Annotated in this window: 25 protein-coding genes; 3 read left to right on the forward strand and 22 right to left on the reverse strand. The window is 66.3% G+C overall.

Annotated elements, in window-relative coordinates; translation table 11 throughout:
* Positions 1 to 125: 125 nt before the first annotated feature.
* The 7 genes from QNJ30_00965 to QNJ30_00995 all read right to left on the reverse strand — a co-directional run bounded on the left by QNJ30_00965 (position 126) and on the right by QNJ30_00995 (position 8,620).
* Positions 126 to 2,654, reverse strand: a complete 2,529-nt coding sequence (locus QNJ30_00965) for a response regulator (protein ID MDJ0942007.1) — start codon at positions 2,652 to 2,654, stop codon at positions 126 to 128.
* A gap of 308 nt (positions 2,655 to 2,962) precedes the next feature.
* Positions 2,963 to 3,547, reverse strand: coding sequence for a carbon monoxide dehydrogenase subunit G (locus QNJ30_00970; protein MDJ0942008.1), 585 nt, complete (start codon positions 3,545 to 3,547; stop codon positions 2,963 to 2,965).
* 106 nt (positions 3,548 to 3,653) lie between these two features.
* A complete protein-coding gene (locus QNJ30_00975; protein ID MDJ0942009.1) occupies positions 3,654 to 4,553 on the reverse strand; it encodes an ABC transporter ATP-binding protein in 900 nt (299 codons plus the stop codon).
* Positions 4,553 to 5,296: an ABC transporter ATP-binding protein gene (locus QNJ30_00980; protein ID MDJ0942010.1), complete on the reverse strand. Its 744-nt coding sequence runs from the start codon at positions 5,294 to 5,296 to the stop codon at positions 4,553 to 4,555. The genes QNJ30_00975 and QNJ30_00980 overlap by 1 nt, the downstream gene beginning before the upstream one ends.
* The gene (locus tag QNJ30_00985) at positions 5,293 to 6,369 is read right to left on the reverse strand and encodes a branched-chain amino acid ABC transporter permease (GenBank protein MDJ0942011.1); all 1,077 of its coding nucleotides are present in this window, start codon (positions 6,367 to 6,369) and stop codon (positions 5,293 to 5,295) included. The genes QNJ30_00980 and QNJ30_00985 overlap by 4 nt, the downstream gene beginning before the upstream one ends.
* Positions 6,366 to 7,268, reverse strand: a complete 903-nt coding sequence (locus QNJ30_00990; protein ID MDJ0942012.1) for a branched-chain amino acid ABC transporter permease — start codon at positions 7,266 to 7,268, stop codon at positions 6,366 to 6,368. The genes QNJ30_00985 and QNJ30_00990 overlap by 4 nt, the downstream gene beginning before the upstream one ends.
* Before the next feature lie 113 nt (positions 7,269 to 7,381).
* Entirely contained in the window at positions 7,382 to 8,620 is a 1,239-nt protein-coding gene (locus QNJ30_00995) for an amino acid ABC transporter substrate-binding protein (GenBank protein ID MDJ0942013.1), read from the reverse strand.
* Positions 8,621 to 8,876: 256 nt separating this feature from the next.
* On the opposite strand from QNJ30_00995, the gene QNJ30_01000 reads away from it, so the two are divergent.
* The gene (locus tag QNJ30_01000) at positions 8,877 to 9,716 is read left to right on the forward strand and encodes a nitroreductase family protein (GenBank protein ID MDJ0942014.1); all 840 of its coding nucleotides are present in this window, start codon (positions 8,877 to 8,879) and stop codon (positions 9,714 to 9,716) included.
* Between the two features lie 10 nt (positions 9,717 to 9,726).
* Here the strand turns inward: QNJ30_01000 and QNJ30_01005 are convergent, their stop codons facing one another.
* From QNJ30_01005 to QNJ30_01075, 15 genes are all read right to left on the reverse strand, one after another.
* Positions 9,727 to 11,415: a Na(+)/H(+) antiporter subunit D gene (locus QNJ30_01005; GenBank protein ID MDJ0942015.1), complete on the reverse strand. Its 1,689-nt coding sequence runs from the start codon at positions 11,413 to 11,415 to the stop codon at positions 9,727 to 9,729.
* Positions 11,408 to 11,671 (reverse strand): hypothetical protein, encoded by a 264-nt coding sequence (locus QNJ30_01010; protein ID MDJ0942016.1) that lies wholly within the window; start codon positions 11,669 to 11,671, stop codon positions 11,408 to 11,410. The genes QNJ30_01005 and QNJ30_01010 overlap by 8 nt, the downstream gene beginning before the upstream one ends.
* 4 nt (positions 11,672 to 11,675) lie before the next feature.
* A complete protein-coding gene (locus tag QNJ30_01015; GenBank protein MDJ0942017.1) occupies positions 11,676 to 13,157 on the reverse strand; it encodes a monovalent cation/H+ antiporter subunit D family protein in 1,482 nt (493 codons plus the stop codon).
* Entirely contained in the window at positions 13,154 to 14,638 is a 1,485-nt protein-coding gene (locus QNJ30_01020) for a monovalent cation/H+ antiporter subunit D family protein (GenBank protein ID MDJ0942018.1), read from the reverse strand. Before QNJ30_01020 ends, QNJ30_01015 begins: the two co-directional genes overlap by 4 nt.
* Positions 14,635 to 14,988, reverse strand: coding sequence for a cation:proton antiporter subunit C (locus QNJ30_01025; GenBank protein MDJ0942019.1), 354 nt, complete (start codon positions 14,986 to 14,988; stop codon positions 14,635 to 14,637). Before QNJ30_01025 ends, QNJ30_01020 begins: the two co-directional genes overlap by 4 nt.
* A 3-nt stretch (positions 14,989 to 14,991) precedes the next feature.
* Positions 14,992 to 15,408, reverse strand: coding sequence for a Na(+)/H(+) antiporter subunit B (locus tag QNJ30_01030; GenBank protein ID MDJ0942020.1), 417 nt, complete (start codon positions 15,406 to 15,408; stop codon positions 14,992 to 14,994).
* A complete protein-coding gene (locus QNJ30_01035; GenBank protein MDJ0942021.1) occupies positions 15,405 to 15,998 on the reverse strand; it encodes a DUF4040 domain-containing protein in 594 nt (197 codons plus the stop codon). The genes QNJ30_01030 and QNJ30_01035 overlap by 4 nt, the downstream gene beginning before the upstream one ends.
* Entirely contained in the window at positions 15,986 to 16,315 is a 330-nt protein-coding gene (gene mnhG, locus QNJ30_01040; protein ID MDJ0942022.1) for a monovalent cation/H(+) antiporter subunit G, read from the reverse strand. The genes QNJ30_01035 and mnhG overlap by 13 nt, the downstream gene beginning before the upstream one ends.
* 11 nt (positions 16,316 to 16,326) lie before the next feature.
* The gene (locus QNJ30_01045; protein MDJ0942023.1) at positions 16,327 to 16,614 is read right to left on the reverse strand and encodes a monovalent cation/H+ antiporter complex subunit F; all 288 of its coding nucleotides are present in this window, start codon (positions 16,612 to 16,614) and stop codon (positions 16,327 to 16,329) included.
* Positions 16,614 to 17,123, reverse strand: coding sequence for a Na+/H+ antiporter subunit E (locus tag QNJ30_01050; protein MDJ0942024.1), 510 nt, complete (start codon positions 17,121 to 17,123; stop codon positions 16,614 to 16,616). Before QNJ30_01050 ends, QNJ30_01045 begins: the two co-directional genes overlap by 1 nt.
* Positions 17,124 to 17,273: 150 nt before the next feature.
* Positions 17,274 to 18,041, reverse strand: a complete 768-nt coding sequence (locus QNJ30_01055; protein ID MDJ0942025.1) for a methyltransferase domain-containing protein — start codon at positions 18,039 to 18,041, stop codon at positions 17,274 to 17,276.
* On the reverse strand, positions 18,038 to 19,225 hold the full coding sequence (locus tag QNJ30_01060; GenBank protein MDJ0942026.1) for an MFS transporter: 1,188 nt from the start codon (positions 19,223 to 19,225) through the stop codon (positions 18,038 to 18,040). The genes QNJ30_01055 and QNJ30_01060 overlap by 4 nt, the downstream gene beginning before the upstream one ends.
* 4 nt (positions 19,226 to 19,229) lie before the next feature.
* A complete protein-coding gene (locus QNJ30_01065; protein MDJ0942027.1) occupies positions 19,230 to 19,472 on the reverse strand; it encodes an Lrp/AsnC ligand binding domain-containing protein in 243 nt (80 codons plus the stop codon).
* A gap of 71 nt (positions 19,473 to 19,543) precedes the next feature.
* On the reverse strand, positions 19,544 to 19,909 hold the full coding sequence (locus tag QNJ30_01070) for a hypothetical protein (protein ID MDJ0942028.1): 366 nt from the start codon (positions 19,907 to 19,909) through the stop codon (positions 19,544 to 19,546).
* 52 nt (positions 19,910 to 19,961) lie between these two features.
* A complete protein-coding gene (locus QNJ30_01075; GenBank protein MDJ0942029.1) occupies positions 19,962 to 21,368 on the reverse strand; it encodes a DEAD/DEAH box helicase in 1,407 nt (468 codons plus the stop codon).
* Positions 21,369 to 21,577: 209 nt separating this feature from the next.
* Between QNJ30_01075 and QNJ30_01080 the strand changes: the two genes are divergently transcribed.
* Complete coding sequence (locus QNJ30_01080; GenBank protein MDJ0942030.1) at positions 21,578 to 22,132, forward strand: hydrolase; 555 nt, start codon at positions 21,578 to 21,580, stop codon at positions 22,130 to 22,132.
* Positions 22,133 to 22,144: 12 nt separating this feature from the next.
* Positions 22,145 to 22,846 (forward strand): alpha/beta fold hydrolase, encoded by a 702-nt coding sequence (locus QNJ30_01085; GenBank protein MDJ0942031.1) that lies wholly within the window; start codon positions 22,145 to 22,147, stop codon positions 22,844 to 22,846.
* The last annotated feature ends 53 nt before the right edge of the window (positions 22,847 to 22,899 follow it).

Raw genomic sequence — 22,899 nt, forward strand, 5'->3', positions numbered from 1 at the left:
GGCCTCATCGGCCGCCCGGGTGCAATGCGGCCCGCTTATGGTGCGCCAGCACCACTGCGCAGACCGCGCCTTCCCGGAAGGCACCACAGCGCCGTGAAACAGGTCGATGTTTCCTTCCCTTGGTATCAGCCCGTGCCGCGTCGGCGCTTGGACTTCCGCGCCGTTCCGCCGCGCTTCTTCCTCGCCGGCGGCGAGCCGGCCTCGGACCGTGCAGAAGGGCCAGGTGCGGCGTCCGGCTGGTCGGCTTCACCACCGCGGCGCTCGGCCCAGTAGTCGATCTTGCTCAGCAGTTCGGCCCGGTTGATCGGCTTGGGCAGGTAGTCGTTCATGCCCGCCTGAAGGTACTTCTCGCGGTCGCCCTTCATGGCGTGGGCGGTGACGGCGATGATCGGGATGTGCCCCATCTCGCCCTCCAGTTCGCGGATCCTGCGGGCGGCCTGCACCCCGTCCAGCTCGGGCATCTGAATGTCCATCAGGATCAGGTCATAGGGCCGGCTGCGGACCGCCTCGATCGCCTCCACGCCGTTGCCGGCGACGTCGACCCGGACGCCGGACTTGGCGAGAAGCGCGATCATCACGCGCTGGTTGACCGGGTTGTCCTCGGCGAGCAGGACCCGGATCGTCGATCGGGGGCGGGCATCGGCCTCGGCCTGGACCATGGCGCCGTCCGCGGGGCTGCCGGGCGCATCGGCCAGCAAGGCACGCAGGCATTTGATCAGGCTGTTCGGCCGCAGCGGCTTGGAGAGGGCGAGGTCGAAGCCCATCTCGCGCGCCGCTTTGCCGGTGTTGCGCAGTCCGGCAGCCGAGGCGATGACCAGCTTGAGGTCCTTCAATGCCGGCTCGGCCCGGATCAGCCTGGACAGGGCAACCCCGTCCGTCCCGGGCATCATGTGGTCGATGATCGCCGCGCTGAAGGGGGCAGGGCCTTCCGACGCCGCCTTCAGGGCCTCGATCGCGGAGCCCGCATCGGGCAGGACCGCGGTCTCGCAGCCGAGCACGGTGAGCTGGTCCTCGAAGGCGCGCCGATTGACCGGGTTGTCGTCGACGACCAGGATTTTCAGGCTGGCGCTGGCACCTCGCAGCTCGCCCAGCCAATCCGCATCGGCGCCGCCGCCCTGGCGGCCCAGGGGCAGGGTGAACCAGAAGCGGCTGCCTTCGCCCAGCTGGCTGACCACGCCCAGTTCGCCACCCATGGCGCCGACCAGGCGCTTGCAGATGGCAAGGCCAAGGCCGGCGCCGCCGTGACGCCGCGAGGTCGAGCTGTCGACCTGGGTGAACTGCTCGAAGATCCGATTCTGGGCCTTGGTCGCAATGCCGATCCCGGAATCGATGACCTCGAATTTCAGGACCACGGTGTTCTCCGCGGTGATGTCGTCCAGCAGAGTGATCTGGGTCGCGACGCCGCCGGCCCCGGTGAACTTTATGGCGTTGGCGATGAGGTTGAGCAGGATCTGCCGCAGCCGGGCCTCATCGCCGCAGAGCCGGCCGGGCACCTCGGGATCGAGATAGACGGGGAGGGCCAGGCCCTTTCCGTGGGCCTCCGGGGTCAGGATCTGAACCACGCCGTCGAGCAGCGTCGGGAGGTCGAAGTCGACGGTCTCGAGCTGCAGACGGCCGGCCTCGATCTTCGAGAAGTCGAGGATGTCGTTGATGATCGCCAGCAGGGACTCGCCGGAGTGGCGGATCACCTCGGCGTAGTGGTGGTCGTCCTCGCTCAGGTCGGAATCGAGCAGCATTCCGGCCATGCCGATGATTCCGTTCAAAGGTGTCCGGATTTCGTGGCTCATGTTCGCCAGGAACTCGGACTTGGACTGGTTGGCGGCCTCGGCGTCCTCCTTGGCGGTGCGCAGCGCGGTTTCCGCCTGACGGCGCTCGTTGACCTCGCGGCGCAACTCCTGGGTGCGCTCTTCGACTCGGACCTCGAGGTCTTGCTGCGCTTCCTTGAGCGCGGCTTCGGCGCGCCGGCGCTGCTGGATCTCGTGCTCCAGCAGGCCGTTCTTCGCCTGCAGGTTGGTCCTGGCCTCGTCAAGCTCGACGTACTGCCGGTTCAGGATGCGGTCGGCGCGCCGGACGATCGCATAGAGCAGGGAATAGAGGGCGAGGCTGATCAGGAAAAGACCGCCGAGATAGCTGATCGTGTTGTTGGTGACCCGGGCCATCGAGAGGGTCACGTCGGAGTAGAGCTCCACGACCGCTTCGACCCGGCCGTGCGGACCCTTGATCGGAATGTAGCTTTCGACCAGGTCACGGTTCTGCATCTCGCCGGAGAAGGCGCTGAAGCTGTTGCGGTAGCTGTGCTTGCTGGCCGGCCTGCCGTCCTCGGCCGCGCTCCGGAAGCCGTCGTTGTCCTTCCATTCGCCGATCTGGCTGGGTTGGGAGGAGTAGACGGTGAGGCCGTCGACCCGAAAGATCTTGATCTTCAGGACCGGGAGGCCGCGTGCCATCTCCCTGACCCTTCGGTCCAGCGCCTGCGTCTCCGGCAGGTCGCGAATCCTGTCCCCGTCGTCCTCCGCGAGGGTCGTCACGTAGGGCCCGAAGTCGCGCCAGAGGGTGTTGGCGAAGGAGCGGGCCAGGGCCACGTTGTGGTTCTCCGCGGCCACCACGACTTCTTCGATCGCACTATTCCTGTAAAGCAGCACGGCGATCAGCATCATGCATATGATCGCCAAGGCGCTCGTGATCGAAAAATATCTAAGCAATTGAAACATAATAAAGAATAGCGCTCGCAATCGAAAGACGCAGACATGCCGCCCTGCCCGGGGCCCGCGCCTGCGAGCCCAGGTGAATCGAGCGCCAGAGGATGAAAGAATCCGTTAAATTAACGAAGATTGGGGCAAGCCGGGCGCACCCGCTACGAACCGCCTCGGCCAGTCGGGAGGGTCAAAAGCGGCGCGCGCGTGAGGGCCGACCGGGCCGGATAAAGGTCGCCGCAGCTTATCCTTGGAGGCCGGGAGGCAAGAGGTTAAGAGGCGCCGCCGAACAAGAACAGCAGCAGGGCCACGACCACGACCAGGCCAAGGATCCAAATGATTGGCGACAGGCCGCGCTTCTCGGCGACCGGAGGGGCCGCAGGTGCCGGGGCCGCTTCGGCCGCGGCCTCCTCCGCCGCCGGTGCGACGATCTCGCTGAAATTGCCGAAGAACTCGTCGGCCAGCTTCTGGGCGGTGCCGCCGATCAGCCGCGAGCCGATTTGCGCGAGCTTGCCGCCGACCTGGGCCTTGGCGTCGTAGTTCAGGACCGTGACCGTGCCGTCCTCGCTCAAGCGGACCGCGGCACTGCCCTTGGCGAAGCCGGCGGCCCCGCCCTGGCCTTCGCCGGCGATGGTGTAGCTCTCCGGCGGGTTTATGTCGGCCAGATTGACCTTCCCGGTGAAGGTCGCCGAGACTGGTCCGACCTTGGCGCGAACCTTGGCCGTGAACTCGTTGTCGGCGGTTCTCTCCAGTTCCTGGCAGCCGGGAATCGCCTGCTTCAGGACCTCCGGGTCGTTGAGGGCGTCCCAGACCTTCTCCCGCGCTGCGGCGATCCGGTACTCGCCGGACATCTCCATTCCCGAAGCCCTCCCAGGCCGCAAAAAAAGCCGAGACTCGATGTCTCGATAGGGGCGTTACACTAGCGTGACAGCCGAGGCGCGAACAAGATCGCGGAACAGCCTCCTAACCGCCAAGGAAGAGCCGGCCGACCTCCGGATTGGCGAGCAGCTCCTTGCCGGGGCCCGCCATCGCGAGCTGGCCGGAAACCAGAACGTAGCCGATATCGGCGAACTCCAGACCCTTCTTGGCGTTCTGCTCGACCATGATGATAGTCTTGCCTTCGCCCTTCTGCAGGTCGTCGAGGATCTCGAAGACCATGTCGATGAAGCGTGGCTCCAGGCCGATCGAAGGCTCGTCGACCAGCAGCACCTCGGGATCCATGACCAGAGCGCGGGAGATCTCCAGGAGGCGTCTTTCGCCGCCGGACAGCACCTTGGCCGGATGCGACCGCCGCTCGGCCAGGCGCGGGTACTTACCGAAGATCTCCTCGGCCTTCTCCTTGGCCCGGGCCGGCTTGTCCATCAGGTAGCCGCCCATCCAAAGGTTCTCCTCGACGGTCATGCCGGGAAAGACCGACTTGTCCTGCAGGATGTAGGCGATGCCGGCGGTCCTCAGCTTGTCCTTCGAGGACAGCCGCGTGACGTCCCTGCCGCCGACCGAGATGCGGCCGTCGAAGATGTTGGTGAAGCCGAAAATCGAGTGCAGCACGGTGGACTTGCCGGCGCCGTTCGGTCCGATCAGGCAGAGTGACTGCCGGCGTGCGACCTGCAGGTTGAAGTCGTGCAGGATCTCCATCTTGCCGTAGCCGGCGCGCAGCCGCTCGATGGACACGAAGGGCTCCGGCCCGGCCAGTTCGGCGACACGCCCCGCAGACACGCCGGCCTCCGCGATGGCCGCGGCCTGGCGGTTCACCTCTTCGACCGAAATGACGGTCTCGACCGATCCGGCGCCGTAGCCTTTGATCCGGTCCTTCTGGCCCTGGGCGGCTTGATCCTCGCTGGAGGGGTCGTCCGAAGGCGGCATCAATGCGCTCCCAGGTAGGCGTCGACGACCCTTTGGTCGTTGCGGATCTGATCGGGCGTGCCTTCTGCCAGCAGCTCGCCATGGGCCAGGCAATAGATGCGCTCGGCCAAGTTCATGATGACGCGCATGTTGTGCTCGATGACGAAGAGGGTGATGCCGAATTCCTGGTTGGCCCGCTTCAGGCGATCGATCAACCCGTTGATCAGGGTCGGGTTGATGCCCGCCGTCGGCTCGTCGAGCAGCAGGGTCTTGGGCTCGTTCATCAACGCCATGGCGAACTCCAGCAGCTTCTGCTGGCCGAAGGAGAGGTCGCCCGAGATCAGCCGGCGCTTGCTGTAGAGGCCGACGAACTCCAGCAGGTGCTCGGCCTTCTCCGTCAGCTCCGCGGGAAACTCGCCGAACATGGTCGACCAGCCGCCGCTGCGGTGCGGGACCGAGATCAGCATGTTCTCGACGCAGTTCATCTTGGAATAGATGCGGGTCTGCTGGAAGGTCCGCAGCAGCCCCAGGCGCGCGATCTGCGGCACCCGCAGCTTGGAGATCTCGCGGCCCTCGAAGCGGATCGAGCCGCTGTCGATGGGGTGATAGCCGACCACCGAGTTGAACAGGGTGGTCTTGCCAGAGCCGTTGGGGCCGATCAGGCCGGTGATCCGGCCCTGGGGCACGGACAGCGAGATGTTGCGGTTGGCCTGGACGCCGCCGAAGGCCTTGGAGACGCTCTCGACTTCGATCTGCGGTGTCATTCGCCCGCCCTCTGCGGCGCGCCGGCCGGCGCCTCCGCGTCCTCGGCCGGGGCGGCCTCGACCCGAATGCCGAAGAACTCGGGCCAGCGGTCCTGCGCCCAACCCAGGATGCCCTGCTGGAAGTAGACAACGCTGACGATCAGGACCAGGCCCAGCGCGACCCACTGCCAGCCCTCGAGGTGGGTCCAGGTGACTTCCTTGATCACGTGGAACAGAGTGGCGCCGAGGACGGGCCCCCAGAGCGTGCCCTTGCCGCCGAGCAGGGCCATGACGACCATGAAGATGCCAAAGGTGACGGTCGGGAAGGCGACCTCGAGGGGCTCTATGAAGCCGATCATGTTGCCGAAGATGCCGCCGGAGATGCCCAGGAAGAAGGCCGCGATGGCCCAGGCGACCGTCTTGTGGCGCACCGTGTGCAGGCCCATGGCCTCGGCCTTTTCCTCGTCGTCGCGGATCGCGTTGATCGCCAGCTTGAAGCGCTTGGCGTAGAGCCAGCGCAGGAAGATGAAGGTCGCGATGGCGGCCAGCATCGAGAGGAAGTAGTAGATCAGCGAGCGGGTATCCGGCTCTCCCGGGTAGGTCGGCATTGAGATGCCGCCGCCGCCGCCGACCCAACCCCAGGCACCGACCAGCTCGCCCGCCGCGATCGCAACGCCCAAGGTCCCGATGGCGAAGTAGGGGCCTCGAAGCCCGAAGACGATCCAGCCGAAGACAACGGCGAAGAGCGCGGAGAGGATCGCGGCCACGACCAAGCCCAGGGCAAGGCCCGTGAAGTATTGATCGAAGGTGAAGTCGACCTTGATCGCGCCGAAGGCCGAGGTGTAGGCGCCGACGTCGTAGTAGAGGCCGATCTGCACTACCGCGCAGATGTACATCCCAGCGCCGAAGAAAAAGATGTTGCCCAGCGAGTTGTAGCCCATCTGTCCGCCCATGATGTCCCAGGTCAGGGCGAAGAGGATCATGACCCAGAGCACCGAGAGCTGGTTGGTGTAGGCGGGAAAAAGAAGCGGCGCCGCGATCCCGGCGATGAGGACCGCGGTGTAGAGGCCGATCTGACGGGCGGTGAGACTCATTGCACCACCTGCCGGACCCGGCTCTGCTGCAGCTGGCGCCAAACTAGGACGGCGACCAGCAGGCCGACCACCGTCGCCTGCTGGAACTCGGCGCCAAGGACGAAGCCGCTGTACTGCTCCGCCACGCCCAGCCCGAGGCCGGCCGTGATCACCCCCGGCAGGTTGCCGAAGCCGGCCGCGGTGACGATGACGAAGGAACGCACCGAATGGGTGATGCCGTAGAAGGGCTGGATCACCCAGATCATCACGATCAGCACGCCGGCAGCGCCGCAGATCGCCGAGTTGAGCGAGTAGGTGAAGGCGTAGACCCGGTCGGTGTCGATGCCCATGATCTTGGCCGCCCGCGGGTCCTGGGCCGTCGCGCGGATCGCCTGACCGATCCGGCTGCGCTTCATGAAAATCACGATCGCCGAGGCGAGAAGGGCGGCCAGGACGAAGGAAATCAGCTTGATCTCGGCGATGGTGACCTGTCCGTCAAAGATGTAGCGGGTATCGAAGCCGGACTCGGCGACCCGGACCTCTGGGCCATAGGCGAGGTTCAGGGCCTGCTGGATCACCAGGGCGATGCCGAAGGTGGCCAGCAGCGAGGTGAAGAGGTCGCGGTCGATCACCCGCCGGATCACCAGGATGTAGACGATCCAGCCGAAGCCGAACATGACCACCGCCACGATGGGCAGGGAGAGGATCGGATGGATGCCGAAGCGGCCCAGCTCCAGCGCCAGGTAGCCGCCCATGATGACGAAGTCACCCTGGGCCAGATTCTTGACGTTCATCACCCCCCAGACCAGGGCGAGACCGTAGGCCGCGAGCGCGAAGATCGCGCCGATGAAGAGACCGTCGAGCAGAAGCTGGACGTTGAAGACCGGCGCGATGGTCAGGACGGAAAGGTTGTCTAGCATGGGGTCTCTGGGGCCTGATGCCGCTGGCGGGAAACGCGCAGCCGCCCCCGCCCGTCAGGGGGCGGGGGCGCTGCTGGTTTCACCTCTCTCGAGAGTCCCTTTGAAATCGCCGCTCAGGGCGCCTTCCGCGGGAAGTTCACCGGGTGGGAGGCCCACTTCGAGGGCGCCACGACGTTGTACTTTCCGTCCTGGATCTGGCGCAGCACCATGGGCTTGGCGATGTTGTTGCCGGCCTCGGAGAACTTGATCGGACCGTAGAAGGTATTCATCTCGGTGGCTGCGATGGCATCGCGCACCTTCTCGATGTCGAAGGAGTCCGCCCGCTCGAAGGCGTCCTTCCACACCATGACCGCGGCGGCCGCCTGGGCCGACTGGTAGGGCACGGTGGTGTAGCCCTCGAAGGTGTTCTTGAACTTCTCGTGGAAGTCGGCCGCGGTGCCGAAGTACTCGTCCTCGTAGGACAGGGTCTCGGCCCACTGGGTCGAGCAGAGGATGTCGTTGGCGCCGGCGCCGAACTTGTCCGTGACCTTGGCCGCCTCGCAGTGGGTCATGGCGATCATCGGCACGTCGATCTTCATCTCGTTGATCTGGCGCACCGCGGTGGCCGCACCCTTGGAGTGCCCCGAGACGATCAGCAGGTCGGGCTTGAGCGCCTTGGCCTTGGTCAGCGTGGCCGACATGTCGGAGAGATCGCGCGGCAGCTTGTCGTCGATCACGATCTTCATGTCGTACTTCTTCGCGTCCTCCATCACGCCCGCGCGGACGTCGAGCGAGAAGGGATCGTTCTCGAAGGCCATGGCGATCTTGATGTCGGAAGGCTTCTTGCCGTTCTTCTCCGCCAGCTCGGCCGCGAGGTCGATGGCGCTGGCCAGATATTGCTCCGACGTCGAGAGCACGGCGAAGAGGTACTTGTAGCCCTGGGTGAAGAGCGAGCGCGAGGCGCCCTCGGCCTCGACCATCGGAATCTTGTACTTCTCGGTGACCGGCGCGATGGCCTTGGTCAGGCCCGAGGAATACGGTCCAAGCATGAACTGGATGCCGTCCTGCTTGATCAGGCGCTCGGCGAGCTGGGCGCCGCGGGCCGGTGTCGACTCGTCGTCGTAGTAGACGATGTCCAGCTTGTAGGACTTGCCACCGACCTTGACGCCGCCCATTTCGTTGATGCGCGCGACGGCGATCTCGTAGCCGTTCTGGGCGTGAATGCCGTTGGTGGCGTACTTGCCGGTCAGGGATATGGCCGAGCCGAGGACGATGGTGTCACCCTCGACCTTGGCGTTGGCCGGCCCGGCAACCAAGAGGCCGACCGTCGCAGCCGTGGCCAGGAGGCTGCTCACGGGTTTCATGGTGGACATGTGGTTTTCCTCCCTCGCAGTCGGCGAATCTGTGTTTATGTTCAGGTCGTTTGCCGCCCGGCGCCGCCCAGGTACGACCTTGCTGGCCCCAAAGTTATCAGACCCGCTGTGCGAGGCAAGTCCCCTGCGACGAAGGGCTAGGGACAAAAGTTCGTTACCGCGTCTGGAGTTGGCGGTGCCGAGCTGCCCTCGACGGTAGCCTGCAAGCCGGCCGTCCAAGCAAAGCGCCGGGCGCAGGAGACTAGGACTAAATGCCATGCCTGACGCGCTCGACAAGCTTCGCCTGGCCTTGGAACGACGATTTGCCGATCCGCCGGTCGCGCCGGATCTGGCCAATGGGTTGGAAACCCTGGCGGGCATGGCCGGCCGTGGGGCCCAGCGAGCCTTCACGGCGCAGCCCCTGGACCAGGGCCTTGTCCGCCTGCTCTGCGCGGTCGCCCTCGCGTCGCCGACCAAGAGCGACCTCCAGCAGCGCGATATCCTGCGGATCTCGGATCCCGATCTGCGGCAGGCCGTCAACGGCTTGATCGAGGCCCAGGCCTGGATCGCAGACGCGCCGGAGCTGCTGATTTTCTGCGGCAACAACCGACGCCAGCGTCAGCTCCACGCCTGGCGCGGCCGGCCCTTCGTCAACGACCACCTCGATGCCTTCTTCAACGCCGCGGTCGACGCGGCCATCGCCCTCGGCGCCTTCGTCACCGCGGCCGAAGCAGTCGGCCTCGGCTGCTGCCCGGTCTCGGCGGTGCGCAATGAGGCGCAGCGGCTCAGCGAGTTGCTCGAGCTGCCAGACCACGTCTTCCCGGTCGCCGGACTGGCCCTGGGCTGGCCGGCCGGCCCGGCAGAGATCAGCCAGCGCCTGCCGCTCGCGGTGACCCTGCACGAGAACCGCTTCGGGTCCGCCAATCCGCGGTCGGCGGTCGAGGCCTACGACAGGGCCAGGACGGCGACGCAGCCCTATGCGAAGCAGCGTTTCACCAAGGACTACGGAGAAGACCCCGACTACGGCTGGTCAGAAGACAAGGCGCGCCAGTACTCCAAGCCGGAACGCGCGGACTTCGGCGCTTTCATCCGTGCCAAGGGCTTCAAGCTCGACTGATCGTCCCGAGTCAGAGGAAAAAGAGGATCAGGTAGACCCCGAGCAGGATCGCGACCCACATCACCGTGTCCCCGGTGGTCCAGGTCCGGCCAAGGATCCCTGTCGGCCCATGATGGCGTTCGGTGCGCAGGATCACGGCATAGACCGCGCGCAGGCCCGCCTGGCGGAGGCCCATCTCCAGGGGCTTGAAGATCTCGGCCCCGGCATGGATCAGCCGCGGCAGGGCGCGCCGGTAGATCCAGTCGCTGTCCAGATTCACCGAGCGCAGCTCCGGCGGGTAGAGGCCCGTGCGCATCAGCCAGGTGAAGGCCAGCGCCGAGAACAGCAGGAGCTGAAGCTGGGTCACGACATGCTCTGCCGTGTAGGGCTGATAGTCCACGTCGAAGGGCAGCAGGGCGTAGAGCGGCGCCGGATAGACCCCGATGCCGATGCACAGGAAGGCGGCGATGGCCATGGCGGCCAGCATGTTGGCCGGCGCCTCCTTGACCCGGATGCCGCTGTCGTGGGCGAAGAAGGCAAAGAAGGGGATCTTGATGCCCGAGTGGTGGAACACGCCGGCCGAGGCGAAGAGCAGGATCAGCCAGGGCACGAAGTAGCCCTCCTCGGCGATCGCGCTCAGGATCAGGGACTTCGAGACGAAGCCGCTGAACAGCGGAAAGGCCGAGATCGAGGCGGCGCCGACGATGCAGAAGCCGGCTGTCCAGGGCATCGACTTGTAGAGCCCGCCCAGTTCCGAGCCCTTGATCGTGCCGGTGCGGTGCAGGACGGCCCCCATCGACATGAACAGCAGGGCCTTGTAGATGATGTGGCAGAAGGCGTGCGCCGCCGTGCCGTTGAGGGCCAGCTGGCTGCCAACGCCGATGCCCGCGACCATGAAGCCGAGCTGGTTGTTGAGGCTGTAGGCCAGGACCCGGCGCAGGTCGTTCTCGATGACCGCGTAGAAGATCGGGAAGGCGGTCATGGAGACGCCGATGTAGATCAGGATCTCGGTGCCCGGAAAGCCGCGCGCCAGGGAATAGACCGCCAGCTTGGTCGTGAAGGCGCTCAGCATCACCGTGCCGCTGACGGTCGCCTCGGGATAGGCGTCCTCCAGCCAGTTGTGCAGCAGGGGGAAGGCGCATTTGATGCCGAAGGCCAGGAAGATCAGGTTGGTCCCGAGGCTGCCCAGGCCGAGCTCGCCGAAGACCAGCGAGCCGGTCGCATCGAAGTGCAGGATGGCCCCGGCCAGCAGCAGCACCCCCGAGCCGACCTGGATGATCAGGTAGCGCATCCCGGCACGATAGGCGCGCTCGCTGCGCCGCGCCCAGATGAGAAACACCGAGGCAATCGCCGTCAGTTCCCAGAACACGAAGAGCGTCACCAGGTCCCCTGCGAAGACCGCGCCGATGGCGGCGCCGGCGTAGATCAGGCCGGCGACCTGCTGTACCGGGTCCTGGTCGTGCAGGCTGTAGAGGACGCCGAGTGCCGCGGCGATGCAGAAGATGATGCCGAAGATCGTCGACAGGCGGTCCACGCGGACAATCTCCAGGTCGATGCCCAGGACCGAGAGCTGCCAGTGGCTGCCCGGCTCGAGCAGGAGCACGCTGGCCAGCCCCAGGACCGGCAGGGCCAGCATGTAGAGATTGCGCGCCTGGCCGCGCAGCAGCGGCACCGCCAGCGCGCCGAGGATCAGGATCAGGCCCGGGGACAAGCTAGTCATCGGAATCGTAGTAATCCTCGGGGCGCATCAGGATGATCCGCAGCGCCTTGGCGGCCAGCACGAGCCCGACGCAAACGACGAAGCCGTAGATGCCGTAGAAGCCGAAGATGTGCTCGACCTGGAAGTAGCCGTGCTTGTGGATCAGGGCGTCGGCGAGGAAGACGATCACACAGACCCCGACCAGGGCCCAGACGACCTTCTTCACGTTCGCCGGATCATCCAGCCAGTAGGTCCTTTCTTTGTCGTGGTCGGCCATGGCGTCATCCCTGTGGCGTGACGAGGAGCGTCAGGAAGTCGTAGACACTGTCGGCATAGAAGAAGAGCGCCAGGCAGCCCAGCGCGGTGATCGACAGCGGCACGACGCAGAACATAGGCGCTTCGCGGATCCCGACGGCGGCCGAACTGGCGCTTTCGGGCGGGGGCAGGAAGAAGGCTCTGGCGACGATCGGCATCAAGTAAGCGACGTTCAGCAGTGAGGAGATCATCAGCACGGCAACCAGCAGAGTATGGCCGGTCTCCGCTGCGCCCAAGGCGAGATACCATTTGCTCCAGGCGCCGCCGAAAGGCGGCAGGCCGATGATGCTGAGCGAACCCAGAAAGAAGGCGGACATGGTGATCGGCATGCTGCGGCCGATCCCGGCCATCTCGCTGATCTCGGTCTTGTGGGTGGCGACGTAGATCGCCCCGGCGCAGAAAAACAACGTGATCTTGCCGACGGCGTGCATGGCGATGTGCATGCCGCCGCCGATGACGCCGAGCGTGCTGGCCAGCATCGCCCCCAGCACCACATAGGACAACTGGCTCACCGTCGAGTAGGCCAGCCGCGCCTTGAGGTTGTCTTTGGTCATGGCGACCAGGGAAGCGAGCAGGATGGTTGCAGCCGCCACGTAGGCCACCCAGTCGCCGAGCCCGCTGCGGCCCAGGAAGTCGACCCCGAAGATGTAGACCGTCACCTTGAGCACTGTGAAGACCCCGGCCTTGACCACGGCGACCGCGTGGAGCAGGGCGCTGACGGGGGTCGGCGCGACCATGGCCGAGGGCAGCCAGCGGTGGATGGGCATCAAGGCCGCCTTGCCGATGCCGAACATGTAGAGGAACAGCAGAAGGCCGAGCAGTGGACCCGAGGCCTTGCCCTCGAGGATGCCGCCGGGCAGGAAATCGAGAGTCCCCGCAATGTTCCAGGTCGCCAGCATTCCCAGAAGCAGCAGGCCGATCGAGGTGGCCAGCAGGATCCCCAGGTAGACCCGCCCGCCGGCTTTGGCCTCCTCATTGCCCTTGTGGGTCACAAGGGGATAGGTCGAAAGCGTCAGCGCCTCATAGAATATGAACAAGGTTAGCATGTTGCCGGCGAAGGCGACGCCCATGGTGCTGGCCAGTGCAGTCGCGAAGCAGACGTAGAAGCGGGTCTGGTTCTGCTCCTGGTTCCCGCGCATGTAGCCGATGGAATAAAGCGAGTTGACGATCCAGAGGCCCGAGGCGATGACCGCGAACATCATGCCTAGGGGCTCGACCTCAAAGCGGATCGGCACGCTGGGGAAGATCTGGATCTGGGTCAGGGTGAGCGACGGCCGGGACCCGGCGGCGATTTCGGGCAGCAGCAGCAGGACGTCGCCGAACAGCAGGACGGCCGTGATCAGCGTGACCGCCTCGCGCAGGTTGGGCCGGCGGCCGCTGAGGCTGATCAGCAGCGCGCCGAGCGACGGCACCAGGAGCGCCAGCAGGATCTTGGTCTCCGCCGTCACGGTGACGGACCCACGTCGAGAAGGAGTTCCGCGGCGGTCTTTGCGACGCCGACCGAGAGGGAGGTCTCGATGCCGAAGTAGATACTGGCGCCGATCAGCACCCAGGTCGGGATCAGCATCGACAGCGGTGCCTCCGCCACCTTGGCGTCATCCGACGGGGGCTGGAGATAAGCGACTTCGACCACGCGCCAGACGTAGACTAGAGCAAGCAGCGAGCCGACCAGCACCGCCAGGGCGACCAGCCAGCGGTCGTCCTCCAGAGCGCCGAGCACCAGGTACCACTTGCTGACGAAGCCGGCCGTCAGGGGCACGCCGATCAGGCTCAATCCGCCGAGGACGAAGGCGAACATGGTCAGCGGCATGCGCCGCCCCAGGCCGCGCAGCCGGTCGAGCTCGACCGAGCCGAGGCGGAGGAAAACGCAGCCCAGCGCAAGGAACAGGCCGCCCTTCATAAGGGCGTGGTTAAAGATGTGCAGGATCCCGGCGGTGACCCCGGTGACGGAGATGAAGGAGAGCCCAAGGATCATGTAGCCGATCTGGGCGACGCTGGAATAGGCCAGCATCCGCTTCACGTTGGTCTCGAAAATCGCCACGGTCGAGGCAACCAGGACGGCGATGACCGACAGCGGCATCAGCATGCCCTGGAGAGTGATCGCCTTGAGGGGGAAGTCGAAGCTGTAGACTGTGAAGAAGAAGCGCAGAAGGATATAGACCCCGACCTTGGTCGCCGTCGCCGCCAGGAAGGCGGTGACCGCCGAGGGCGCGAAGGCGTAGGCGTTGGGCAGCCAGAAGTGCAGCGGAAACAGCGCTAGCTTGAGCGTGGCGCCGACAGTGATGAAGGCGAAGGAGACCAAGACCGTGCGGCTCTCGTCGACGTAGGGCAGGCGGTTCGCCAAATCGGCCATGTTCAATGTGCCAGTGGCCATGTAGAGCAGACCGATGCCGATCACGATGAAGGTGGCGCCGATGGTGCCCAGGATCAGGTACTGGAAGGCGGCGTGCAGCGCCCGGCGGTCGCGGCCCAGGCTTATCAGCACGTAGGACGACAGCGACGAGATCTCCAGGAACACGAAGAGGTTGAAGGCATCGCCGGTGATCGTCACGCCGAGCAGACCGGTCAGGCAAAGCAGAAAGCTGGCGTAGAACAGGCTGTGCAGGGATTCCGGGACCTCCTCCAGCGCGCTCCGCCGCGCGAAGGGCAGGACCACGGCGCCGACGATGGAGACGATCAGCAGAACATAAGCGTTGAGCGCGTCGATCCGGTACTCGATGCCCCAGGGCGGCTCCCAGCCGCCGAAGGCATAGGACAACGGGCCGTCGTCCAACACCTGGCCGAGCAAGAACACGGAGATCGCCAGGCTGATCCAGGAGACCAGGAGCGCGAGCGCCCAGGTCCAGGTTCCCCGGCGCAGGATCACGCAGAGCGGCGCCGCGATCAGCGGCACCACCACCTGGAGCGCGGGCAGGTGGGCGGAGATCACTGGCGGTCGTCCTGGGCCTGGATTTCGTCTTCCTCGATGGTGCCGTAGGCTTCCTTGATGCGGACGATGAGCGCCAGGCCGAGCGCTGTGGTCGAGATGCCGACCACGATCGCGGTCAGGATCAGGACGTGGGGCAGGGGGTTGGAGAAGACCTCGGGTTCGCCGGTCAGGATCGGTGCGGTACCGCCGCTGACCTTGCCCATCGATATGTAGAGAATGAAGACCGAGGTCTGGAAGATGGTCAGCCCGACGATCTTCTTCACCAGGTTGTCGAAGGCGATGACGGTGTAGAAGCCCGCCATCATCAGCACGACCACGATCCAGTAGTTGTAAAGACCGAGCAGCTCCACGACCTAGCGCTCCCGTCCCGCAAAGGCGAAGAAGATGGTCATCATTACCGCCGCGACGGTGATTCCGACGCCGAGCTCGACAAGAAGAATGCCGATGTGCTGGCCCGCCACAGGGTCCTTGGCCATGACGTCGTAGTCCAGGTAGTTGCCGCCCAGCAGCAGGTCGACGACCCCGACTCCGGCAAAGATCAAAACGCCGAGCGCGACCAGGAAGCGGACCAGGCCGGGCGGCGCGACGCGCTGGGCGTTCTCCACGCCGTAGATCAGCGCATAGAGGATGAAGCCGGCTCCGAAGATCACACCGGCCTGGAAACCTCCGCCGGGACCGAAATCGCCGTGGAACTGGACGTAGAGCGCGAAGAGCAGGATCGGGGGGATCAGCAGCTTGGCGACGACCCGAAGGACGAGATGGCGTCTCATGCGCCTTCCTCCTCCGCCAGCGCGGACTCCTCCGGCTCGGCTTCGGCCGGCTTAGGCCGGCGCCGGCGTCGGGTCGCGACCCCGAGCAGGACCATGACGCCGATGCCCGCGGTGAAGATGACCGTCACCTCGCCCATGGTGTCGTAGCCGCGGTAGCTGGCCAGGACCGAGGTCACGATGTTCGGCAGACCGGTCTCCTGTGGCGAGTCCTGGATGTAGCGCGGCACCACGTGCTGATGGATCGGCGCGGTGGGATCGCCGTAGCGTGGCATGTCCAGGGTCCCGTAAATCAGGGCGCCGCCGGTGATCACGACCACGGGCAGCGCCAGCCGCCAGCGGGCCTGGCGCGGCTTGGAGTCTTCCCCGGTCAGGGCCAGCGTGCCGAGCAGGAGCACGGTCGAGATGCCGCCGCCGACCGCGGCCTCGGTGAAGGCGACGTCGACCGCATCCAACGTCACGAAGAGCCCGGCCGACAGCAGGCTGTAGATTCCGCTCAGCATTACGACGGCGAAGAGATTGTCGAGCCGGATGATGCCGATCGCGACGGCAGCCAGGAAGGCCAGCAGGGTGATGTCGACTAGAGCTTCGATGATCCGTCGTCCTTCGAGCTCAGGAGAGGGGCGAGGCCGCTGCGGTAGGCCGCATTGGCCAGGGCGTAGGTCGCCGTCGGACTGGTGAACTGTACGAAGACCAGGATCAGCAGGAGCTTCAGGGTGACCAGCGTCAGCCCCGCCTGAAGCGTCAGGCCGATCAGAAGCAGGGCGCATCCCAGCGTGTCGATGACACCTGCGGCGTGCATGCGCGCATAGAGGTCCGGAAAACGCAGAATGCCGATCCCGCCGATGATCAGGAACGCGGCGCCCAGGCCAAGGAAGACCCAGCTCAAGATATCCGGAAGCAGCTCCATCGCCGGTTTCCCTATTCCTCGTCGGCGAGGGAGCTCGGCCCGGGCGTGCCGAGGTCGCGGAACTTCAGGAACTTCAGGGCTGCAATGGTGCCGATGAAGTTGATCAAGGCGTAGACCAGCGCCAAGTCGAGGAAGTCCGGCCGGTCGATCAGGAAGCCGAGCACCGCGATCAGCAGAACGGTGGCGGTGCCGAAGGTGTTCACCGCCAGCACCCGATCGTAGATCGTCGGCCCGAGCAGCGCCCGGATCAGGGTCATGGCCATGGTCACCAGGACCGCCAAGGTCGCCATCAAGAACATTAGGTCGCCGTCTCCTTTCTGGATGGCGGGTCCTCGACTGCGGTGACCCGACGGTCCATCTCTCCGGAATCCAGATCTTCGGCCATTTCCTCGGCGATGGCGTGCACCAGGATCGTCCTGTCCTGGACCAGCATCGACACGGTGCCCGGGGTCAAGGTGATCGAGTTGGCGTAGATCACATGGCCGAGTTCGCTCTTCTGGCTCGCCGTCACCCGGATCAGGCGGGGTGATATGGGCAGCGCCGGATTGAGGATGCGCCGCGCGACGTCGATATTCGACTTGACGATCTCCCAGCTCAGCCAGACCCAATAGGCCAGGATGCGCCAGCCCAGGTGAATGGGATGGCCCTCGTGATCGATCACGTCCATGCGATGCGCGATCAGGACCACGGCGACGCAGGAAACCACGCCGAGAGCCAGGAGCAGGGGCTGGAAGAATCCGGAAAGGGTCAGCCAGATGATGGCGAGCAGGATGCCAAGGCTGATCGCGTGGAGGAGTGCCTTGATCATTTTCTTGCGAAGCAGCCCGGCATCATTGTCGTTCTACCCCCCTGTTATCTCGGGCAAAGCGGAAGCTATCAGATCGCGGCAAAGGGCGACAAGCGACTTGAGCGATCACCTGCGACCGCTTTGCAGGCATTTGCGAGCGCGGAAGCTCGATCAGATCTCGGCGCGCAGGATCAGCTTGCGGTCGTGAAGTCGAGTCACCCGATCGCCGTCGAGTTCGAAGAGCCCCTGGGTCACCGCCGCCGGTGCGGCCAGGATCCGCGCGACGATGGCATCGATGGCGCCGCGCTCGAGCCCGGTGCGCTCGATCCAGGGCCCGAAGTCGTGAACCTTGCGGAAGACCTGCTCGTCGGTGATGCGCAGCCCGGCCGCCGCAAGGGCGCCGATCCACTCCGCGCGGGACAGCGTGTGGACGTGGCTGGCGTCGCGCGACTTTTCGACCGCCTCGAGAAAGGCCGCGGCCTCGGTTGTCTCCGGGGCAAGGCTGTCTTCGAGCACGAAGCGGCCGCCGGGCTTGAGGCAACGCGCCGCCTCTGCGAGGAAGGCGGGCACCGAGCGGAAGTGATGCGGCGCGATGCGGCAGGTGATGGCGTCGAAGGCGCCAGCGGGGAAGGGCAGGGCCTCGGAGGCCGCGCGCACGAGGCAGAGGTTCGTCAGGCCTTTTTGCTCGGCCTGGCGCCGGGCGACCTGCAGCATGCCGGGCGCGATGTCGCAGGCGACGACCAGCCCGGCGGTGCGCGCCAGGCGGAAGGCCACGTTGCCTGGGCCGGTCGCGACGTCGAGGCAGCGGTCCCCGGCCCGACAGTCGGCCAGCGCCTCGACGATGTCCAGATCGGCGTCCTTCGCGTGGCTTGCGCTGGCGACATAGGCTTCGGCCTGGCGCGAGAACTGCGCGGCCGGGTCGCTTCGGTCCGTGGTCATGGCGGGCCCTCCCGTTCCCCTGCCGAGGAAACACGAGGCGCTAAGAAGATCAAGATCAAGGCCAGGCCGCAGAGGCCGGCCATGGCATAGAAGCTCTGGAGCCCGAGCCGCTCGTAGAGCGGACCGATCGCCAGCATCACGAAGCCCATGAGGACTCCGCCGCTGACGCTGGCGTAGAGGCTCTGGCCAGTGGCGGCGAGGCCGTCCGGCGCGCGCGCGGCGATGACGTGGACGGCGGCCAGGTGCGCGGCCGCGAAGGTCGCCGCGTGAAGCAGCTGGACCGCGGCCAGAATGGGCAGTTCGGTGGTCGTTGCAGTCACGCTCCAGCGCAGCAGCCCGCCGGCCGCCGCCAGCAGCACCAGGCCGCGCAGGGGGACGCGCTCCAGGATCCGGCCGCTGAGCAGGAAGAAGAGGATCTCGGCAAGCACGCCCTCGGTCCAGAGCCAGCCGATGGTGAAGGTGCCGTGCCCGGCCGCCCGCCAGGCGACCGCCGAGAAGACGTAGTAGACGGCGTGGCTCGCCTGGACCAGGGCCGCGGCCAGCAGCATCCACAGCAGCGGCGCATCCGACAGGAGGCGCTTCAGGTCGCCCTTGCCCGGCCTTTGCCGGTCCTCGGCCGAGGCGGGGAGGGCCCGTGCCGCCAGCAGCCCGAGACCGAGGCCGGCGGCCAGCAGCCAGGGCAGGCTCTCGACCGGGAGCAGGTCGAGGCCGGCGCCGACCGTCAGGACCCCGGCGACGAAGGTGACCGAGCCCCAGAGGCGGCTGCGGCCGTAGTCGAGGCCGTGGCGACGGACCGCGGCCAGGGCCTGGCTTTCGCCAAGCGGCAGTAATCCCTGGAAGCAGGCGGCGGTCAGGATCTGAAGCGGCAGTAGCACCCAGAAGCCTTGAGCCAGGCTGAAGCCGACAAAGCCGAGGGCGCCGAGGGCCATCAGTGCGGCGATCACCAGCCGAGGCCGGCCGCTGGCGTCGGCGAGGTAGCCGGTCAGCGGATTGCTGGCGACCTTGATCCAGGCTGCGGCGGCCAGCAGCACCCCGATCTCGCTGCCGGAGAGCCCGCGCGCCTCCAGCCACAGCGGCCAATAGGGCAGCTGCGCACCGAGCACGAGAAAGACCACGCCGTAGAAGCCGGCAAAGCGCAGCGTCAGATTGCGGGGGCCCGCAGCCGGGTCGGACGACGAGGGCAAGCCTCTAGCTGAAGGCCTTGTAGCCGACCAGGGTGAAGGTGTCCTTGATGCCCGGCAGGGTCTGGATGCGGTCGGTGACGAAGTGGCCGAGGTCGTCGTCGTCGGCCAGATAGCATTTCACCAGCAGGTCGTATTGGCCCGATATCGAGTGCACCTCCGAGACCTGCTCGAGGTTCTGAACCAGGCCGTCGGCGACGTCGTAGGCCTTGCCCAACTCGCACTTGACCATGATGAAGACAGTCTGCATGCCGACTCCTCCCACCGCGCTTCCGGGATCATAGCCGATCGGACGCCTGCGCCAACGGGCAAGCGCGGTCTTCAGGTCTCCGGACGCGACTCGCCGTCGGTCAACAGACCCTCTGCCTCGAGTTCTTCGAGCGTCGTCTCCAGGTCGTCCAGAGAGGCCTCCGCCTGTGCGAGCTTTCGGGAGATCAGCCATTGCCCGCCCAGCAGCAAGGCCAGGGAAAACAGTGCGAGACCGGCGCCGGCCCACCACAGCCAAGCGAAGTCCGGATAGAAGTAGGTGACCAGAAAGATCCCGAAGAAGCCGATCGTCCAGCGTAGGGCCCAACCCAGGAGACGTTCGCGCAGGAAGGCCTCCCAGCCGTGCCCGATATCGGCCCGGTACTTCCGGAAGGCGGCGAGCGTCGCCCAAACCGGATCGTCTCTGCGTCCGTCCGTCATGGCGTCCTGGCTCTACGGATGTCCGTCAGGGCTCGCCCGCGGCGGCCGGGCCTCAGCCGCCGGCAGCGAGCTTGACCGGCCGGAGCAGGAAGGCGGGCGTGTCCTTGCCAAAGGGCTTGGAGGTGCTTTCGCTCTCGGACGCCTGGGAAAGCGCGGCCTTCGCGCTCCGCGCCTCGGGCGCAGGGGCCTCCGCAACGACGGCCTCGGGCGCCGGGGCGTCGGCGGTCTTGCGGCCGCGCGCGCCGCCCGTCTTAGTGCTGCGCCGCCGGCTCCTGGTCTTCTCCGCGGTCGCGCCGCCGCGCGCTCCGGTCTCCGGTTCCGCCCTCGTGCTTGCCGCTTCCATACCGTCCAGCTCGATTTCGGGGATCGGCTTGCCGATCAGCCGCTTGATCGCAGCGAGCGACCTGTTCTCCTCCGGCGTCACCAGGGTCAAGGCCTTGCCGCTGCGGCCGGCACGACCGGTCCGTCCGATCCGATGCACATAGTCTTCCGCGTGTGTTGGCACATCGAAGTTAACGACGTGTGAAACCTCCGGGATATCGAGCCCGCGGGCGGCGACGTCGGAGCAGACCAGGAGCTTCACCTCGCCCTTCTTGAAGCCCTCGAGGGTCTCCATGCGCTTCGACTGGATCATGTCGCCGTGCAGACAGTCGACGGAAAAGCCGTGGCGCTTCAGCGAACGGTGGACTACGTCGACGTCGCGCTTGCGGTTGCAGAAGATCAGCGCGCTGCGGATCTCGTCCTGGCTCAGCAGCGTGCGCAAGGCCTTGCGCTTGTCCCTGGGCCCGACCCGAACCATCGACTGGCTGACGGTTTCTGCGGTGGAGGCGGGCGGGCTGACCGAGATCTCCTTGGGGTTCATCAAGAAGGCGTCGGCCAGCTTGCGGATTTCCGGCGGCATGGTCGCCGAGAAGAACAGGGTCTGGCGGATCTTCGGCAGCAGTCCGACGATGCGCTCGACGTCGGGAATGAAGCCCATGTCAAGCATGCGGTCGGCTTCGTCAATGACGAGGACCTTCACGTCGGCGAGCAGGATCTTGCCGCGCTCGAAGAGATCGATCAGGCGCCCCGGGGTCGCGATCAGCACGTCGACCCCGCGGTCCAGGGCCTTCTCTTGATCGACGAAGGAGGAGCCGCCGATCAGCAATGCCATCGAGAGGCGGTTGAACTTGCCGTAGCGCTCGAAGTTCTCCGAGACCTGGGCGGCCAGCTCGCGGGTCGGCTCCAGGATCAGCGAGCGCGGCATGCGCGCCCGGGCCCGGCCGCTGGCCAGGATGTCGATCATCGGCAGGGTGAAGGAGGCGGTCTTGCCGGTCCCGGTTTGGGCACAACCCAGGATGTCGCGGCCCATGAGGACATAGGGGATCGCCTTTTCCTGAATCGGCGTGGGAGTCTGATAGCCGGACTCGTCTACGGCCCTGAGCACTTCCGGGCTGAGCCCGAGATCGGAGAAATCCATCAACTCATTCAATTCGGTTCGGAGAAAGGGCCTCTAGGCAGAACGGCCGGCAGGCCATGTACCGAGGCGATTCGCGGCGCATCTTAGGGTCGATGTCGGCAAAGTCAATCTCTGTGGCCGGTCTGGAAACGGGCGTTTACTGGTCCTGTCACCACGCTTGCGTTACTTTGCTGACACCTTCTACAGCGCGACTGGTTAAGCCTTTGATAGTGAGCGACTCCCGGCTTCTCAAGGCCGAGGCCTCGGTTCTTCTCGTGGTCGACGTGCAGGCGCGTCTGGCGCCGGCGATCCCCAACCGCTCGGCCATCCTGCGCAACGTCGAGGTGCTCGCGCGGGCGTCGAGCCGCTTGGGCGTGCCGGTCCTGGCCTCGGAGCACAATCCGCGCGGCCTGGGCGCCACGGTGGCGGAGCTCGATCCGGTGATCCCCCTGGAGGCGCGCTTCGAGAAGATCACCTTCTCCTGCCTGGGCGCGGCGGAGATCCGCGACCGCCTGTCGACGCTGGGCCGGCCGCAGGTCGTGGTCGCCGGCTGCGAGGCCCATGTCTGCGTCATGCAGTCGGCGATCAGCCTGGCCGAGGCGGGCTATCGCACCTACATCGTCGCCGACGCCACGGGTTCGCGCGATCCGGCAAATGCCGAGGCGGCCTTGGCGCGCATGACCCGGGCCGGCGTCGAAGCCGTGACCACGGAAATGGCCGTCTTCGAATGGCTCGAACGGGCCGACCGTCCGGAGTTCAAGGACCTCCTGCAGCTCGTCAAATAGGAGAAACAGCCGATGTCGGAGCGGGTTCCGCTCGCCCTGCTGCCCGGGCTGCTCTGCGACGCCCGACTCTGGGCGCCCCAGGTCGCCGCGCTGGCCGACCTGGCCGAGCCTTGGGTCGCCGACTTCACGACCCAGAGCAGCGTCAGCGAAATGGCCGAGAGCGTCCTCGCCGCCATGCCGCCGCGATTCGCCCTGGCCGGGCTTTCCATGGGCGGCTACGTCGCCTTCGAGATCCTGCGCCGGGCGCCGGAGCGGGTTCTGCGCCTGGCCCTGCTGGACACCAGGTCCGACCCGGATACCGAAGAGCAGACGGCGCGTCGGCGCGGCCTGATCGAGCTGGCGGAGAAGGGCGAGTTCAAGGGAGTCACGCCCCGGCTCCTGCCCCTGCTGATCCACCGGGCCCGGCTCGAGGACCGGGACTTGGTCGGGCTGGTGACGGCGATGGCCGAGGCGGTCGGCAAGGCCGCCTTCCTGCGCCAGCAGCAGGCGATCATGACCCGCCCCGACAGCCGTCCGACTCTGGTCAAGGTCTCCTGCCCGACCCTGGTGCTCTGCGGCCGCGAGGACGCCCTGACTCCGGTCGACAAACACACCGCCATGGCCGCCGGAATGCGCGATGCCCGCCTCGTGGTGATCGAGCACTGCGGCCATCTTTCAACCCTCGAACGGCCCGAGGCCGTGAACCAGGCCCTGCGAGCCTGGCTCGCGGATTAACCCGGTTTTATCCCCCCAGGGGCACCATGATCGGCCGCAGAGGGCTGGCCGGG

The organism is Kiloniellales bacterium (genome assembly GCA_030066685.1).
Lineage (GTDB): Bacteria > Pseudomonadota > Alphaproteobacteria > Kiloniellales > JAKSBE01 > JAKSBE01.